This window comes from Massilia sp. 9096 (genome assembly GCF_000745265.1).
Taxonomy (GTDB): Bacteria; Pseudomonadota; Gammaproteobacteria; order Burkholderiales; family Burkholderiaceae_D; genus Telluria.
Window position 1 is genome coordinate 3,013,825 of record NZ_JQNN01000001.1, and the last position, 15,668, is coordinate 3,029,492.

The 15,668-nt window shown below is 62.3% G+C and carries 16 protein-coding genes and 1 pseudogene; 7 read left to right on the forward strand and 10 right to left on the reverse strand.

Annotated elements, in window-relative coordinates; translation table 11 throughout:
* Positions 1–45 precede the first annotated feature (45 nt).
* The 3 genes from FA90_RS12910 to FA90_RS25685 all read left to right on the forward strand — a co-directional run bounded on the left by FA90_RS12910 (position 46) and on the right by FA90_RS25685 (position 2,288).
* The gene (locus tag FA90_RS12910) at positions 46–510 is read left to right on the forward strand and encodes a hypothetical protein (protein ID WP_036169296.1); all 465 of its coding nucleotides are present in this window, start codon (positions 46–48) and stop codon (positions 508–510) included.
* Between the two features lie 175 nt (positions 511–685).
* Entirely contained in the window at positions 686–1,663 is a 978-nt protein-coding gene (locus FA90_RS12915; protein WP_051971759.1) for a PEP-CTERM sorting domain-containing protein, read from the forward strand.
* Between the two features lie 199 nt (positions 1,664–1,862).
* Entirely contained in the window at positions 1,863–2,288 is a 426-nt protein-coding gene (locus FA90_RS25685) for a hypothetical protein (RefSeq protein ID WP_081933830.1), read from the forward strand.
* 192 nt (positions 2,289–2,480) lie between these two features.
* Here FA90_RS25685 and FA90_RS12920 read toward each other — a convergent pair whose 3' ends face one another.
* The 3 genes from FA90_RS12920 to edd form a co-directional block, all read right to left on the reverse strand.
* A complete protein-coding gene (locus FA90_RS12920; protein ID WP_239700727.1) occupies positions 2,481–3,080 on the reverse strand; it encodes a Rhs element Vgr protein in 600 nt (199 codons plus the stop codon).
* A gap of 143 nt (positions 3,081–3,223) precedes the next feature.
* Complete coding sequence (eda, locus tag FA90_RS12925; protein WP_036175566.1) at positions 3,224–3,850, reverse strand: bifunctional 4-hydroxy-2-oxoglutarate aldolase/2-dehydro-3-deoxy-phosphogluconate aldolase; 627 nt, start codon at positions 3,848–3,850, stop codon at positions 3,224–3,226.
* 24 nt (positions 3,851–3,874) lie between these two features.
* Positions 3,875–5,800, reverse strand: a complete 1,926-nt coding sequence (edd, locus tag FA90_RS12930; protein ID WP_036175569.1) for a phosphogluconate dehydratase — start codon at positions 5,798–5,800, stop codon at positions 3,875–3,877.
* A 293-nt stretch (positions 5,801–6,093) separates the two neighbouring features.
* Between edd and pgi the strand changes: the two genes are divergently transcribed.
* Complete coding sequence (gene pgi, locus FA90_RS12935; protein WP_036169298.1) at positions 6,094–7,734, forward strand: glucose-6-phosphate isomerase; 1,641 nt, start codon at positions 6,094–6,096, stop codon at positions 7,732–7,734.
* Between the two features lie 12 nt (positions 7,735–7,746).
* Entirely contained in the window at positions 7,747–8,643 is an 897-nt protein-coding gene (locus FA90_RS12940; RefSeq protein WP_036169299.1) for an SMP-30/gluconolactonase/LRE family protein, read from the forward strand.
* A gap of 88 nt (positions 8,644–8,731) precedes the next feature.
* Here the strand turns inward: FA90_RS12940 and FA90_RS12945 are convergent, their stop codons facing one another.
* The 5 genes from FA90_RS12945 to FA90_RS12955 all read right to left on the reverse strand — a co-directional run bounded on the left by FA90_RS12945 (position 8,732) and on the right by FA90_RS12955 (position 11,542).
* Positions 8,732–9,235 carry a peptide-methionine (S)-S-oxide reductase gene (locus tag FA90_RS12945; protein WP_036169301.1) on the reverse strand — a complete coding sequence of 168 codons (504 nt, stop codon included), beginning with the start codon at positions 9,233–9,235 and terminating at the stop codon, positions 8,732–8,734.
* Positions 9,236–9,421: 186 nt separating this feature from the next.
* Positions 9,422–9,940 (reverse strand): hypothetical protein, encoded by a 519-nt coding sequence (locus FA90_RS26465; RefSeq protein WP_156116699.1) that lies wholly within the window; start codon positions 9,938–9,940, stop codon positions 9,422–9,424.
* 166 nt (positions 9,941–10,106) lie between these two features.
* Positions 10,107–10,517 (reverse strand): GFA family protein, encoded by a 411-nt coding sequence (locus FA90_RS27705; RefSeq protein ID WP_081933831.1) that lies wholly within the window; start codon positions 10,515–10,517, stop codon positions 10,107–10,109.
* Positions 10,518–10,628: 111 nt separating this feature from the next.
* Entirely contained in the window at positions 10,629–10,958 is a 330-nt protein-coding gene (locus FA90_RS25695; protein ID WP_197065295.1) for a hypothetical protein, read from the reverse strand.
* 143 nt (positions 10,959–11,101) lie between these two features.
* Positions 11,102–11,542, reverse strand: a complete 441-nt coding sequence (locus FA90_RS12955) for a hypothetical protein (RefSeq protein WP_036169305.1) — start codon at positions 11,540–11,542, stop codon at positions 11,102–11,104.
* Between the two features lie 958 nt (positions 11,543–12,500).
* Here FA90_RS12955 and zwf point away from each other — a divergent pair.
* Together zwf and FA90_RS12970 are read left to right on the forward strand one after the other, a co-directional pair.
* Positions 12,501–13,994, forward strand: coding sequence for a glucose-6-phosphate dehydrogenase (zwf, locus tag FA90_RS12965; protein WP_036169310.1), 1,494 nt, complete (start codon positions 12,501–12,503; stop codon positions 13,992–13,994).
* 16 nt (positions 13,995–14,010) lie between these two features.
* Entirely contained in the window at positions 14,011–14,865 is an 855-nt protein-coding gene (locus tag FA90_RS12970; protein WP_036169312.1) for an SIS domain-containing protein, read from the forward strand.
* A 12-nt stretch (positions 14,866–14,877) separates the two neighbouring features.
* Here the strand turns inward: FA90_RS12970 and FA90_RS25700 are convergent.
* Positions 14,878–14,970: pseudogene (locus tag FA90_RS25700) on the reverse strand (NAD(P)-dependent oxidoreductase); the annotation flags it as partial.
* A gap of 75 nt (positions 14,971–15,045) precedes the next feature.
* Entirely contained in the window at positions 15,046–15,663 is a 618-nt protein-coding gene (locus tag FA90_RS12975; protein WP_036169314.1) for a porin family protein, read from the reverse strand.
* Positions 15,664–15,668: the final 5 nt, after the last annotated feature.

A 15,668-nucleotide genomic window follows, 5' to 3' on the forward strand; every position in this document is an offset into this window, starting at 1 on the left:
CCTTTGGTAAGCTGGGCTCATCCACATGTCTATACGAGATCGACGATGAACCTGCGCAGCCTGCTTCCTTCCATCCTGATCGGCGCCGTCGCCAGCGCCCGCTCGATGACGCCAATGGCCACGATCGCCACGGCGCGCCTGGCCGGCCGCGACACCCCGGGCACGCTCGCCCTGCTCGACCGCCCCGTCTTCAAATACGGCGCACTCGCCATGGGCGTGGGTGAACTGTTCGGCGACAAGATGAAGAGTGCGCCCGACCGCACGGTCGCCCTCGGCCTGCTCGCACGCGTGATGAGCGCCGCGATCGCCGGCGCCGCCCTGGCGCCCGAGGGCGAGGAAAAAGAAGGCGCCGCCGTGGCCGTGGCCACCGCCGTGCCGCTGGCCTACCTGACGCTCGCCGCACGCAAGCAGGCCATGGCGCGCATCGGTCAGACCCGCAGCGGCCTGATCGAAGACGCCCTCATCGTCGCGGCCGGCGCGGCGATCGTGGCGCTGGCCACGCGCGACTGATTTGTTACCGAAAATCATCTTTGAATGTCGATAAATCTTACATTCAACGTTATGCTGGCAGGTATTCAAATGAAGATCATGATCTGATACCCGGGCGGCTACCCAAATGGCATAGCGCTTGCTTTCGTGTTGGACACCCGAGCCATGCCCGGGACACACCCAACCGGAGACAACCATGCATATTTCTTCCCGCCTGCTCAAGACGAGCGCCGCGGTCCTTGGCGCGCTCGCGCTGGCAGCGCAAGCGGCCCCCGTTTCAGCCACCACCATTCTGTTCATCGGCAACAGTTATACCTACGGTGAACCGGCAGGCGCCGCACCCATCGTCCAGAATTACCAGCCGGGCACGGTCAATGACTTGAACCACTCGGGCATCGGTGGCGTGCCAGCCTTGTTCAAGGCCATGACGGTGGAGGCGGGACTGCATTACGACGTCAGCCTGGAAACGGTGCCCGGCGTCGGTGTCGATTATCACTACAACAACAAGCTCAACACTGTTCTCGGCTCCTACGACAAGGTGCTGCTGCAGAGCTACAGCACGCTGGACGCGTCCAAGCCGGGCGATCCGTCGACGCTCATCAAGTATTCCGGATTGCTCGCGCAAGCCTTCCACGACATCAACCCGAACGTCGACGTCATGCTGACCTCGACCTGGTCGCGCGCCGACCTGACCTATAAAACCAACAGCCCGTGGCTCGGCAAGCCGATCGAACAGATGGCATTGGACGTGCGCAACGGCTACAACGCCGCCGACGCCGCCTCCAATCTCATCAACGGCGTGATTCCGGTAGGCCAGGCCTGGAACCGCGCAATCGACGGCGGCCTGGCCGACGCCAACCCATATGACGGCATCGGTGCCGGCCAGATCGACCTGTGGGCGCCGGAAAACTACCACGCCAGCCCGTACGGCTATTATCTGGAAGCGTTGACGATCTTCGGCAGCGTCACCGGACTCGATCCTGCTTTGCTGGGCGCCGGCGACAGCGTCGCACGCGATCTCGGCATCGACAGCTCGACCGCGGCGGCGCTGCAGGGCTACGCATCGGCACAGCTGGCTTCGGAACAGGTTCCCGAGCCGAACATGGCCTTGATGTTCCTGACGGTGGGCGGGCTGATGGTCGTGGCGCGCCGGCGCAAGCAGTCGCAGCGTTGATGCTGCCGGGCCGGGCGATGGCTTCGAGCCAAGTTCCGGCCTTTCCTTTGTTAAGTCGCCCAATCGCTCCCAAAAACTTTCGACGTATAAATGCTGGAACAGGCGGGTTGATCTTGCTCGACCCTACGTCCTGCCCCCTCCCAAGCATGCCCTAAGCAGCCAGGCAAGAATTGCCGTTCAACGTCAACGGAGGCAAAGCATGTCGGAATTCTATAAATACTTCAAAGAAAATATGGAAGGTCTCGGGCTCACCCCACCACCGGAAAGCCTCTACGGAACGCAAGCACTTGCTATCTCGACAATCAGTGCGATCCTTGCCTACATTGACAAGTTCGGGACGAAAGTGACTGTGATGGAAATGGTGGGAGCGGGCACCAAACTGGAGAAACTGACTGTGATGGGATCATTAGGCGCTGCCTATTACGCCGGAGCACTGATCGGTAGCCTTGCAGTTGCGACAGGCCGAACATTAAGCAGCGGCACTTCGCTGGCGGATGTGCTGCTAGAGGCATCCAAATGGAAGTTAAAGCGCCCATGGCTTACATCGCTTCTGCTTCGAATGCCCGGACTCTACGATCCGACAATGTCAGATCGCACCTGTTACAAGCAATGCAAGGTGCGTTAATGAAAGACTTCGTACTGTTGCTCGTTACGGGCGCTGGAGTTTCCTTGTTCGCTTGGGCATTCTGGCACTATTTGGGGAACGATGCGGCGTGCATATTGACGACTGTCGTTCTTGTCGGCGTCGTGGCCGATAATGCCCGGCTTCGTCGCAGATTACGCGAGAAGCAAGGCGGCGCTAAAGGCATATGAAACGCTACAGTTTGAGAAGCAGTGGCCAGCGCCCGTAATCGCGCGGCAGATTCTCCACGCTGGCCGGATCGCCAAGAAAGTCCGCCAGCACCTCTTCATATAGATGCAGGCTGTGCGCGTAACGCCGCTGGCGCATGGATCGCGACGAATTCAGGTGCTTGAGCACAAAGTAATCGGCCAGCAGATCGCCCTGCGCTTCCATGTTGAAGTCTGCCAGCGTCTTGCCCGGCGCCAGCTCGTAGTCGTAGGACAGCCCGATCCGCACCGCTCCGCGCAGGCGTACCGCATACCCCAGTTGATGCTGCCACACATGCACTATCTCATGCAGGAACCAATGCACGACCGGCGGATCGCCGCGCGTGTAATCCGGGAGAAAACATGAATGGTGAAAGTACATGCTGCCGTTCGGCGTCATGCAGCAGTTCTTCGGTTGAAATGGGATGTAGCGGCGCGCATGGATGCGGACCCGCCCGTAGTCGATGGATTGGCCGAACAGCAGCGTTGCCATCGTGATTTCGCTGCGCGTCAGCGCGCGCGAACGATGTGATCCGTAACGCTGGCCATCACGATATGCCGGCGCCCATGCTTTGATGTCCTTGTCCATGCGTGGATCGTACAACAGCGACAGCAAAACAGCCCGGCAAGGCCGCGTCATGCCGTGTGCAGGCGGCGGCGCCGAACGGCAGCGCCACCCTCTTCGTCCCGCCTGCCGTTAAGCTACGCGCCAGGCGAGACCTTGCAAGGACCTCAGGCCGGCTTGCGCAGCGCAGCCGCCGACCTGGCCAGCTCGGTGATCAGGTCCCAGTCGCCATTCTTCATGGCGTCCGCCGGGGTCAGCCAGGAGCCGCCCACGCAAGCCACGTTCTTCAGCGCCAGGAATTGCGGCGCGGTCTCGATCGAGATGCCGCCGGTCGGGCAGAAGGTCACGTCCGGCAGCGGGCCGGCGATCGCCTTGAGCATGCCGACGCCACCCGCCGGCACCGCCGGGAACAGTTTCAGCTGCTTGAAGCCGGCTTCGCGCGCGACCATCACTTCGGACGGGGTCATGCAGCCCGGCAGCAGCGGCAAGCCACTCGACTTGGCCGCCTGGATCAGCGCGGCGGTCAATCCCGGCGACACGCCGAACACCGCGCCGGCGTCGCGCGCCTGGGCGAATTCTTCCGGCTGGGTCAGCGTGCCGACGCCGACGATCGCGCCTTCGACTTGCGCCATGTCGCGGATCGCCTGCAGGCCGTGCCTGGTGCGCAGGGTCACCTCGAGCACGCGGATGCCGCCGGCGACCAGGGCCTTGGCCAGGGGAACGGCGTGCTCCGGTTCGTCGATCGCGATGACCGGGATCACGCTCGCGGAGCGCATGATGTCAAGCAGGTTCATTTCGGTACTCATGGGCTGTCTGCCTTATTTCGTGGAGTTGGTTTTGCGGAACAGGAAATCTTCGTCCGAGCCGGGCATGATCTCGCCGCTGTCGGTGCCTTCGTGCAGCGGTACGGTGGTCGCGATCGGCGACGGCAGCGGGAAGTGGGCGGCGCCCTCTTCCGCGGCGCTGACCGACTTGCGGAACACGTCGAACAGCTCGCGGCCCATGCCGATGTGGCTGGACGACAGGTCGGCCGTGGCTTGCTTGCGCGCGGCCCAGATGTCGGCCGGCACCAGCGCTTCCAGGGTGCCGGCGGTCGCGTCGACGCGGATGATGTCGCCGTCGCGCACCAGGCCGAGCGGACCGCCGGCCAGGATTTCCGGCGACACGTGGATCGCCGCCGGCACCTTGCCCGACGCGCCCGACATGCGGCCGTCGGTGACCATCGCGACGTGGTGGCCGGCGTCCTGCAGGTTCGACAGCGCCGGGGTCAGCGCGTGCAGTTCCGGCATGCCGTTGGCGCGCGGACCCTGGAAGCGGATCACGGCGACGAAGTCGCGGTTCAGCTGGCCGGCCTGGTAGGCGTGCATGAAGTCTTCCTGCGAATCGAAGGTCAGGGCCGGGGCTTCGACGATGTGGTATTCCTTCTTGACCGCCGAGATCTTCATCACGGCGCGGCCCAGATTGCCCTGCACCAGTACCAGGCCGCCGTCCGGGGCGAACGGGTTGCTCGCCTTGCGCAGCACGCTCTCGTCGCCGCTCTGCTCCGGCACGTCCTTCCAGACCACCTTGTCGCCGTCCAGGAACGGCTCCTTGCAGTGCGCGCGCAGGCCGCGGCCGAGGATGGTGTTGACGTCCTCGTGGGCCAGGCCGGCGTCCAGCAGTTCGCGGATCACGAAGCCCGGGCCGCCGGCGGCCTGGAAGTAATTGATGTCGGCTTCGCCGTTCGGATAGATGCGGGTCAGCGACGGCACGACTTTGGAGAGCTCGTCGAAGTCGTTCCAGTCGATCACGATGCCGGCCGCGCGCGCGATGGCCACCAGGTGCAGCGTGTGGTTGGTCGAGCCGCCGGTGGCGTGCAGTGCGACGATCGCGTTGACGATCGATTTCTCGTCGACGATATGGCCGATCGGCATGTAGTCGCCGCCCTGCTGGGAGATCTTGACGGCGTGCCGGGCCGCGGCGGCGGTCAGCGCGTCGCGCAGCGGGGTGCCCGGGGTGATGAAGGCGGCGCCCGGCAGATGCAGGCCCATCATCTCCATCAGCATCTGGTTGCTGTTGGCGGTGCCGTAGAAGGTGCAGGTGCCGGCGCCGTGGTAGGAGGCGGCTTCGCCTTCCAGCAGCTCTTCGCGCGTGGCCTGGCCTTTCGCGTAGCGCTGGCGGATCGCGGCCTTTTCCTTGTTCGACAGGCCCGAAGTCATCGGACCGCCCGGCACGAAGATGCCCGGGATGTGGCCGAAGTGCAGCGCGCCGATCAACAGGCCCGGCACGATCTTGTCGCAGATGCCCAGGTACAGGCTGGCGTCGAACATATTGTGCGACAACGCGATCGCGGTCGACATGGCGATCGTGTCGCGCGAGAACAGCGACAGTTCCATGCCCGGCTGGCCCTGGGTGACACCGTCGCACATGGCCGGCACGCCGCCCGCGAACTGGGCCACGGCGCCGACTTCGCGCACGGCGTCCTTGATCACTTTCGGGAAGTACTCGAACGGCTGGTGGGCCGACAGCATGTCGTTGTACGAGGACACGATCGCCACCGACGGCTGCTTGTATTCGCGCAGCTTGAGCTTGTCGTTGGCCGGGAAGGCGGCGAACCCGTGCGCCAGGTTCGTGCACGACAGCGCGCCGCGCTGCACGCCCTTGATACGTGCCGCGTCCAGGTGCGCCAGGTAGGCCTGGCGCGAGGGGCGGCTGCGCTGGATGATGCGATTGGTTACCTGTTCAACTACGGGATGGACCGCCATGATCATTTCCTTGTGAATTAGATTTCTGAAATTTTACTACGAAATGCGGGAGAGCGCATTTCGGTGGGAAATTTTTATTGTTGCCAAACGGCGCGCCCGGGGCGTAGGCCCAGCGGCTGAGCGGCCTTTGACCAACACCGGAGCGTGTGCCGGCACTGCCAGCGTGCGCCGTCGGGCGCCTCGATCGTAGCAGCCGGGCGCGCCCCGGGCGCCGCTTTTATGTAGTGAATTTACGGCCGATTCCTGTATGATTCGATAATCTGCATAAAATGACATCATACCGTCCAAACACCATGCGCCAACCTCTTCTCACCAGCACCGCCGCCTACCAGGCGCTCCAGAACCATGCCGCCAAGGCGCGCGATTGGCAGATGCGCGACCTGTTCGCGCAGGATCCACAGCGCTTCGAGCGTTTGTCCGTCGAAGCCGCCGGTCTCTTCCTAGACTATTCAAAAAACCGTCTGGACGGGCGCACGCTTGAACTGCTGAAAACGCTGGTCCAGGAGCGCGGCGTCGAGCGCCTGCGCGACGCCATGTTTGCCGGCGAGAAGATCAACCTGACCGAAGGCCGCGCCGTCCTGCACACCGCACTGCGCGCCCCGCGCGACCGACAGATCACGGTCGACGGCCAGGACGTCGGCGCCGACGTGCACGCCGTGCTCGACCACGTCAAGACCTTCAGCGACGCCGTGCGTAACGGCGACTGGGTCGGCCATACCGGCAAACAGATCACCGACGTGATCAACATCGGCATCGGCGGCTCCGACCTCGGCCCGAAGATGGTTTGCCTGGCGCTGCGCCAGTTCGCCCATCCGCGCCTGACGATGCACTTCGTCTCGAACGTCGACGGGCACGACATGGACGCGGCGCTGTCGCGCGTGAATCCGGAAACCACGCTGTTCATCATCGCGTCGAAAACCTTCACGACGGCCGAGACCATGATGAACGCGAACACCGCGCGCCAGTGGTTCCTGCAGAGCGCCGGCGAAGAAGCGCTGGCCAGGCACTTCGTCGCGGTCTCGACCAACGTCGAAGCCATCAAGAAGTTCGGCATCGACCCGGCCAACATGTTCCCGTTCTGGGACTGGGTGGGCGGGCGTTATTCGGTGTGGTCGGCGATCGGCCTGCCGGTCGCGCTGTGCGTGGGCTTCGGCTACTTCAGCGATTTCCTCGCGGGCGCGCACGCGATGGACGAGCACTTCCGCAACGCCCCGATCGAACAGAACCTGCCGACCATCCTCGCCTTGATCGGCTTCTGGAACCGCGAGTTCCTGGACTGCGCCTCGGTCTCGATCGCGCCCTACCACCAGGACCTGAACCGCTTCCCGGCCTACCTGCAGCAGCTCGAGATGGAAAGCAACGGCAAGCGCGTCACGCGCGCCGGCGACGTCATCACCGACTATGAGACCTGCCCGACCATCTGGGGCGACGTCGGCACCAACGGCCAGCACGCCTACTTCCAGCTGCTGCACCAGGGCACCGACGTCACGCCGATCGACTTCATCGCCGCGCTGCGCCCGGCCCACGAGTTCCACAACCACCACGCCGCGCTGCTGGCCAATTGCTTCGCCCAGTCGGAAGCCTTCATGAAGGGCAAGACGGCGGATGAAGTCCGCCAGGACCTGGCCGGCCAACCGGCGGACGAGATCGAGCGCCTGGCGCCGCACAAGACCTTCCCCGGCAACCGCCCGAGCAACACGATCCTGATGGAGTACCTGACCCCGGCCACGCTGGGCGCCCTGGTCGCGCTGTACGAACACAAGACCTTCGTGCAGGGCGCGCTGTGGGACGTCAACAGCTTCGACCAGTGGGGCGTCGAGCTGGGCAAGGTGCTGGCCAAGAAGATCGAGGCGGAGCTCAACGGCGAGGCGCAACCGGCCCAGCACGACAGTTCGACCAATGGCCTGATCGCACGCGCGAAGGCTGCAGTTTAAAAAGGACTCAAGATGAAAACCGAAGGCTTCACCATCGTCCACGACGAAGCGATGCAGACCGGCGAGTGCCCGGTGTGGCACCCGGTCGAGTCGGCGCTGTACTGGGTCGACATCGAAGGCAAGACCGTGCACCGCCTGCACCCGGCCAGCGGCAAGCACTCGGCATGGCAGACGCCGACCGAGCCGTCGGCCGTCGCACCCGACGAGGACAACAACCTGATCGTGGCCACGCGCGCCGGCCTGCTCTACCTGAACACGGTCGACGGCAGCATCACCGAACTGGCCGCTGCGCCATACGACACCAAGATCCAGCGCTTCAACGACGGTCGCGTCGACCCGGCCGGGCGCTTCTGGGTCGGCACCATTTATGAGCCGCGCGACCATCCCCGCGCCGAGATGCACGTGTTCGAGAAAGGCCGGCTGCGCCAGGCCTCGCTAGCGGCCACGACCAACTCGAACGGCCTGGCCTGGAGCCCGGACGGCAAGACCATGTACCACGCCGACACCACCAGCCACCGCGTCGACTGCTACGACTACGACGCGCGCACCGGCACGCCCGCCAACGGGCGCAACCTGGTCACCTTCGAGGCCGACAAGACCTCGGGCACCTACGGCGGCCGTCCGGACGGCGCGGCCATGGACAGCGAAGGCAACTACTGGGTCTGCATGTTCGAGGGCGGCCGCATCCTGAAACTATCGCCAACCGGCGAACTGCTGCAGCAGATCGACTTGCCGCTGCGCTGCCCAACCTGCATCGCCTTCGGCGGGCCGGACCTGCGCACCCTGTACGTCACCAGCGCCGCCAAGGAGCGCTCGAACGCGGAACTCGAACAGTTCCCGGCCAGCGGCAAGGTGCTGGCGTTTGCGGTGGACGTGGCGGGGCTGCCGCAGCCGGAGTACCGCGACTGACGGCGCGGGTTTGGGCGCCGCCTTGGTGGCGCCTTGGAGCGCGAAGAAACCGGAACGCCTTCAAATGCTAGGCGTCCGGATTTCCCCGTCACTCCGATACCGGCCTCAAAAAACCGCCGAATTCCTTTTTGAGTAACGCCAGCTTGGGGTCGATATAAGTGGCGCAGAACGGACCACCCGCATGCTTTTCGGCGTAGCGTTGAAAGCGCTCGTCCGATGCCCTGAAGGCTCGAAACGGTAGGACATGGGTAACAAGAGGCGCATCGAATCCCGTTCCGGCTTCCGTCAGGATGCGCCGTGCAGCCTCGGCCTGGGCATCATCCATCACGTAAATTGCGCTGCGATACTTCTGCCGCATAGCGTGGTTCGAGGTGCTTGAATGCGTCCGCAAATGGATCTCGATCAGCGACCCGAGCGAGATGTTCTCTGGTTGAAACGTGAGCACCACGGCTTCGGAGAAATCGTCGTCAGGCGCATCGGCGCGGATGAATCCTTGCTCTACCTGGATAACACCACGCAGCGAAGCGAACACGGCTTCCGTGCACCAGTGGCAACCTCCACCAAAGCCAATTCTTTCCACGTCAGTAGGCATGCATCATTTTAGCTTGTAAGCTGAATTGGCGATGATGACACAGCCTGTCAAAGCTTGCCAAGCGAGAGGTTCTCATACACCGTCGAGCTTGCTGTCAAAGCTACGGATGTGGATGTCCGCTTCGGGTCGGTTGCGGCCTGTCGCGACCGTCAGCGACCGACCCAAAGCGGACGATGTGCTTTCTATTTATTGCCGCGTGGGTAGATGTTCGATCAGAACGTTGAGTGTCACGCTGTCCTCGTTGCCGTCTGCGAGTGATCGTAGGTCGACACCACTAACGATCCCGCCATGTCGGAACGCCTTGACTTGCGCTACTTCCCGGCCATCCTTGACTGTGACAGGGGCCCACTCGACGAACCCTGGCTTCATGTGCACGAGGATGGGTTCATGAGTGATCGGAAAATGCGTACCTCCCCATTCGCCAATTCGGGTATCGAACGAATGCGGTCCAGGTTGCATATCGCCGAGTAGCGCTCTATCAACTACGAATTCGGTCTTCTCACAGCCTCCTTCGTTTGAAACACAGACATATGCAGTTCCGTCACGACCGCGATGGCTGTTAGCCGCACAAGGGTCCGCGCAGTACTGGCCGCCGCGTGGTTCTAAGGTCACGCGCTCGACATGCGCAACAAAAAGCGATTCCTGTGCATTCGCCACAGTACAGGTGGCCAAAGCCAGCACTACGCCCAAGAGTGATATTTTCATGGCTCCACCGATAAAGCAAAACGAACATGACTTTCTCCTGACGAGTTTTATGGCCGCTATTGGCCGGCAGCGGACGGTCGAGCAAGGATAGCAGGTTGCTGGTCTGACAAACTCTCGAATTGTCTCCACAAGCTGCTTCCGACCAAAGCACACCTTGGCACAGCCCCTATTGGGGCGACTGTGGGAAGTGAGGAATTGCCGGATCAAGGCATACCCATTGCTGCGCATTAGCGGTATAGATGTCGAGCATGGGTTTGAAATCGGCAGTATCGTCCAATGAGGGAAATCGGATCGACGTGAATTGTGGATTTGCTTCGCTGGTCGTGAACAAGGGAGTGCCACAGTCGGCGCAAAAGCTACGGGTGGCGAGCCCACCGCTGCTTGCAGTCACAGCGTAGGTTTTCGGTGTACCGCTAACCCGAAGATCTGCGGCCATGACAACGATACCGGACGCAAAAGGTGCGCCACTGGAGAGCTGGCAATCGCTGCAATGGCAACTGATCATGGCAATAGGCTCTCGCGCACTCGTGTAGCGGATCGATCCGCATGCACATCTGCCTGAAATAGGAATTTTCATTTTATGGGTTGTTATCGATAAAATTCAACTGCATCGGCTGACCACGTAGCCGTTCGCTTCTGGCCGATTGCAGACCTGCAGCTACGTCAGCTCCCGACCTGAAGCAGACGTTCATAGATCGTGTATGACGACTACGGCCCAATCGTTCCAGTTGGTCGCACCTAACGAAGACTCGACTGCTCCACTGTGACGAGCTATCCACCATGCCTTAACGATCAAATAGTCGTCCGCACTCAGAGAGAACGGTTTCCAAGGCGGCATTCGTTGGTCTTGGTCGCATGGATCGGTTCCTGCCCGTAAAAACTCGTTTAAAAACTGGCGCGGAGGGAAATACCCAGACGTTGCAACAATGCCAAATACACCGAATCGCACAGCTTCATTGCTGAGCAGAACTTCTTTCGCTAATTTAACGCTGTCAGAGGTCATCGTCTTGAGGTTCATGCGTGTCCGCTTTTGGCCGAACTCAGCCGTCCAGGTCAGCATAGCAGGTTGACTGAGCGGAAACATCACGAACGGTCACGACAGGCAGGAACCGACCCAAAGCGGACCTAGCTCGAAATGCCAGGCGATAATGGCCTCAACACTTAGATAATCTGAATCTGAGCTGGATCTGATACGGGAATTTGCGTCTGATAATAGTACTTGTCACTACGCTGACCATTGCTATCGAAGAACCAGATGGTCACGCGTTGAGCACGCCCCTTTACCAAGATATGCTTACCAGTGGCGAACTTCGACAGGTCTCCACCGAATACGGCCTCAACCTTCATCCGTGCGGCTGGAGAAATTGCAATCGAAATGTTCCTTTGGTCGCGGTAGTCCAATTCGGAGTTGAGATACGTGACATCGTGCTGGCTCCCGACCGCTCGCACCTGCAGGGCTACCGTTGTGAATACTGGTTGAGTTGCTGATTCTGCGGCCATTGATATAACTTGCTGTGGGCTGTTCGCGGCTTGCGGAGAAGGTGTCTGGCTAGCACAACCAGTTAAAAAAAGCCCCATGAGTAGAACACTTTTGACTGTCATCGCATCGTCCTTAGCTGAGTTGTCTATGGTCCCGAACGCTAGTAAGCATCGGCCACGGCAAGAAATTGTATAGCGAACTCATGGCGTCAACTCTCACCAAATATTGCTCGTTTGGTCAGACGTGGCTGCGCTACACGGAAATGCTTTACGTTCGATTGGTTTTTTGGCGACCGACCGCTTCTGGCCGATTCCAGACGTACGACTACGTCTGCTTCCGACCCGAAGCAGACGTTCAAACTTTGTAGAGCGCATGAGTTCGGCGAAGTCCTAGCAGCGGTTTTCTACAAGTCTATGGTTTGACGTTGGTTGACGAGCTTCGCGTAGAAAGTACCTTCATCCGAGTAAGAGGATGCGAAGCTGACTTCATAATCCGCGAGTGCCCACTTCCGATCAGAAATGTCTGTGACTGTGCAGTTGCACCCAAGCGGTGACGGCAAAACGAACCCGTCCTTCAAGGTCACTCCAGCGAATTCGATCCAATTGAAACCGTCCAAAAATAGGCAGATCCTGCCGCAACTTTGGCTCTGCGGGTCAATCTCAAGATACGCTTTCAAAACGTTTCCGCGAGCCACTTCACTCATTTCATAAAGTCCTTAAAAATCCCAGAATCACTTGTGGACCGAGCGGAGTCGTTGGACATCGAAGGTCCGCTCCTGGCCTTGGATTCAACTGGTCGACGCAACAAGTTGGCTGAATCGTTCAGCGGGTGTTTGGTATTCTAAAGTCTTCCTTGGCCGCTCATTCAGTTTGCGGGCAACTTCATTGAATGGTCCGCACACCCATATCCGCCATCGGCACGCGCCACCCCTGTGCGCGCCGGCTGGCAAGGTGATGTGGCACCATATCACCTCGCTTCGCCATCCTGCGCCCTTCTTACCCGTGAGCTCACGTAGTAAAATTTCTTGCGCGATCGATAATCGTGTAGTAAATTTACAGTAACTTATTCTCGACCGATACCATGGCAATTTCCGACTTCGACCTCGTTTTCTTCGGCGGCAGCGGCGACCTCGCAATGCGCAAGCTGCTCCCCGCCATGTATGCGCGCGACGTGGCGCACGACCTGCCGGCCAGCGCGCGCATCATCTGCGTGGGACGCGAAGACCTGTCACAGGAAGCCTTCCTGCACATGATCGAAACGAACTCGAAGCCGCACATCAAGGAAAACGTGGACGAGGGGGCCTGGCGCGATTTCCTCGCCCGCATCACCTGGGTGCAGCTGGACGCCGGCAACCCCGCCAGCTACGGCGCGCTGGCCGATGCATTGCGTCCGGACACCGGCATGTCGCGTTCGACCGATACCGGCCTGACCCGGGTCTACTACCTGGCCACGCCGCCGGCCCTGTTCGCGCGCATCTGCGACAACCTGGCCAAGGCCGGGCTGGTCACGCCGGCCTCGCGCGTGGTGCTGGAAAAGCCGCTCGGCCGCGACCTCGAATCGGCCAAGCAGATCAACGCCGACGTCGGCCGCGTCTTCGCCGAATCGCAGATCTACCGGATCGACCACTACCTCGGCAAGGAGACCGTGCAGAACCTGCTGGCGCTGCGCTTCGGTAACATCCTGTTCGAGCCGCTGTGGCGGCGCGAGTGGATCAGCGACGTGCAGATCACCATCGCCGAAAAGCTCGGCGTCGGCAACCGCCTCGGCTACTACGACACCTCGGGCGCGTTGCGCGACATGCTGCAGAACCACCTGCTGCAGCTGCTGTGCATCGTGGCGATGGAGCCGCCGGCCTCGATCTCGCCGGACGCCGTGCGCGACGCCAAGCTGCAGGTGCTGCGCTCGCTCAAGCGCTTCACGCCGACCACGCTGTCGCAGAACATCGTGCGCGGCCAGTACCGCGCCGGCTACATCGACGGCCAGCAGGTGCCGGGCTACCGCGAAGAGCCGAACGCGCCGCAGCATTCCAAGACCGAGACCTTCGTCGCGATGAAGGCCGAGATCGACACCTGGCGCTGGGCCGGCGTGCCGTTCTACCTGCGCACCGGCAAGCGCATGGCCGACCGTCTGGCCGAGATCGTCGTGCGCTTCAAGCAGATCCCGCACTCGATCTTCAACCAGCCGACGTCCAGCTTCCAGCCCAACAGCCTGGTGATCCGCCTGCAGCCGGACGAAGGCCTGTCGATGAACCTGATGGCCAAGACCCCGGGCGACTCGATGCGCCTGAAGCAGGCCGAGCTCGAACTCGACTTCCGCGAGCAGTTCAAGTCGCCGCGCATGGAAGCCTACGAGCGCCTGCTGCTGGACGTCCTGCGCGGCCAGCTGACCCTGTTCATGCGCGGCGACGAGCTGGAAGCGGCGTGGGAATGGGTCGAGCCGATCCTGGACCACTGGGAACAGGACGACACCACCCCGGCGCCGTACAGCTCGGGCACCTGGGGTCCGGCCGCGGCATCCGCCCTGATCGGCCGCGACGGCCTGCAGTGGCGCGAAGAAGCGCTGCCGGAAGACTGACCGGAGCCCCCAGAACGTGCTGCTCGATTCCATCCGCACCCAGCTCGACTCGCTCTCCAAGTCGGAGCGCAAGGTCGCGCTCGCGGTGCTGGCCGCGCCCGGCGCGACGGTCAGCCAGAACATCACCGCCCTGGCGCGCAACGCCCAGGTGTCGGAGCCGACCGTGGTGCGCTTTTGCCGCACGCTCGGCTACGACGGCTGGCATGAGTTCAAGCTGAAACTGGCGCAAGGTCTGGCGCTGGCCCTGCCCGGCGCCAGCGAGCAGCCGGCCCAGGACGACCTGGCCGCCGACCTCGTCAATAAAATCTGCAGCCGCTCGATCAACACCCTGCTCGACCTGCGCAACAACATCAAACCCGAGCTGATCCAACAGGCGCTCGACATCCTGGCGCGCGCCAACAAGATCGAGATCTACGGCCAGGGCACCTCGGGCTTCGTGGCCGCCGACGCGCAACATAAATTCTTCCGCTCGGGCGTGCCGACCGTCGCCTACACCGATCCGACCATCCACTCGATCGCCGCGGCGCTGCTGCGCGAAGGCGACGCGCTGGTCGCGATCTCGCAGCGCGGCAACAACCCGGCGCTGGTGCGCTCGGCCAAGCTGGCGCGCCGCGGCGGCGCAGAGGTGATCGTGCTGGCGCCGTCGGGCACACAGCTGGCCGACATGGCCAGCCTGCTGATCCCGATCGACCTGGTGTTCGCCACCGACCCGTACACGCCGATCTCCGCGCGCCTGGCCTACCTGGTCGTGATCGACGTGCTGGCGGTCGGCCTGGCGCTGCAGCGCGGTCCCGAGTTCCGCAAGAAGATGCAGAACGCGCAGAAGGCGCTGCAGGAATTCGACATGCAGTTCGATTCCTTTATCGGGTAACTGAGCGGCTGATCAATAGCCGACCGTGAAGCGCTGGCGCACGTGCGCCGGCCGCTCGATCTCGTCGACCAGCGCGACGGCATAATCCTCGAACGACACCGTGCTGCCCTTGTCGCTGGTCGACCGCAAGGCGGGACGCGCGCTGAACTTCGCGTGCGCCCGTGCGACGGGCCGGCGTCGTCAGCGCAACGAGGTCGGGAAATTGAAGCGCAACCCCACCGTCAGCACGTCGGCGCTGGCGCCGATGTTCTTGCTGCGCCCGAAACGCTCGTACTCGGCCACCACGGCCCACTGCGGCGTGAAGTTCCACAGCGCGCCGACGCCGACATAGGGACCGATGTTGTCGTCGGTGCTCGAGGCCAGGAAAGGACCGGCGTCGAGCTTGCGCCGGCTGTATTCGACGCCCAGCTTGCCGAACACTTCCGCCTGCGGAAACATCGGCATCGGATAGCGGCCCTTGGCGGCCAGGTAGATGTTGTAGCCGCGGCTGCCGACCCGGCCGTTGACGCCGTTGGCGGCGTAGGTGAAGTCATCGGTACGGGTGTCGATGTAGCCCAGCTCGGCGCCGACCCAGGGATCGTAGTCGGCGCCGACGAACGCCTTCCAGGACGTTTCCCAGTTGGTATCGCCGGTCCGTGCGACGCCGGGCACCTTGAAATCGGTGTCGGCCGAGGAGGCGGCCAGGCCGAAGTAGTAGCGCGACGGGTTGGCCGGCTGGTTGTACCACTGGGCCTGGGCCGTGCCGAACCTGCCCATTGCGAATGCGCCGACAGCGAGCGCAAGAGCGAACTTCTTCATGACGT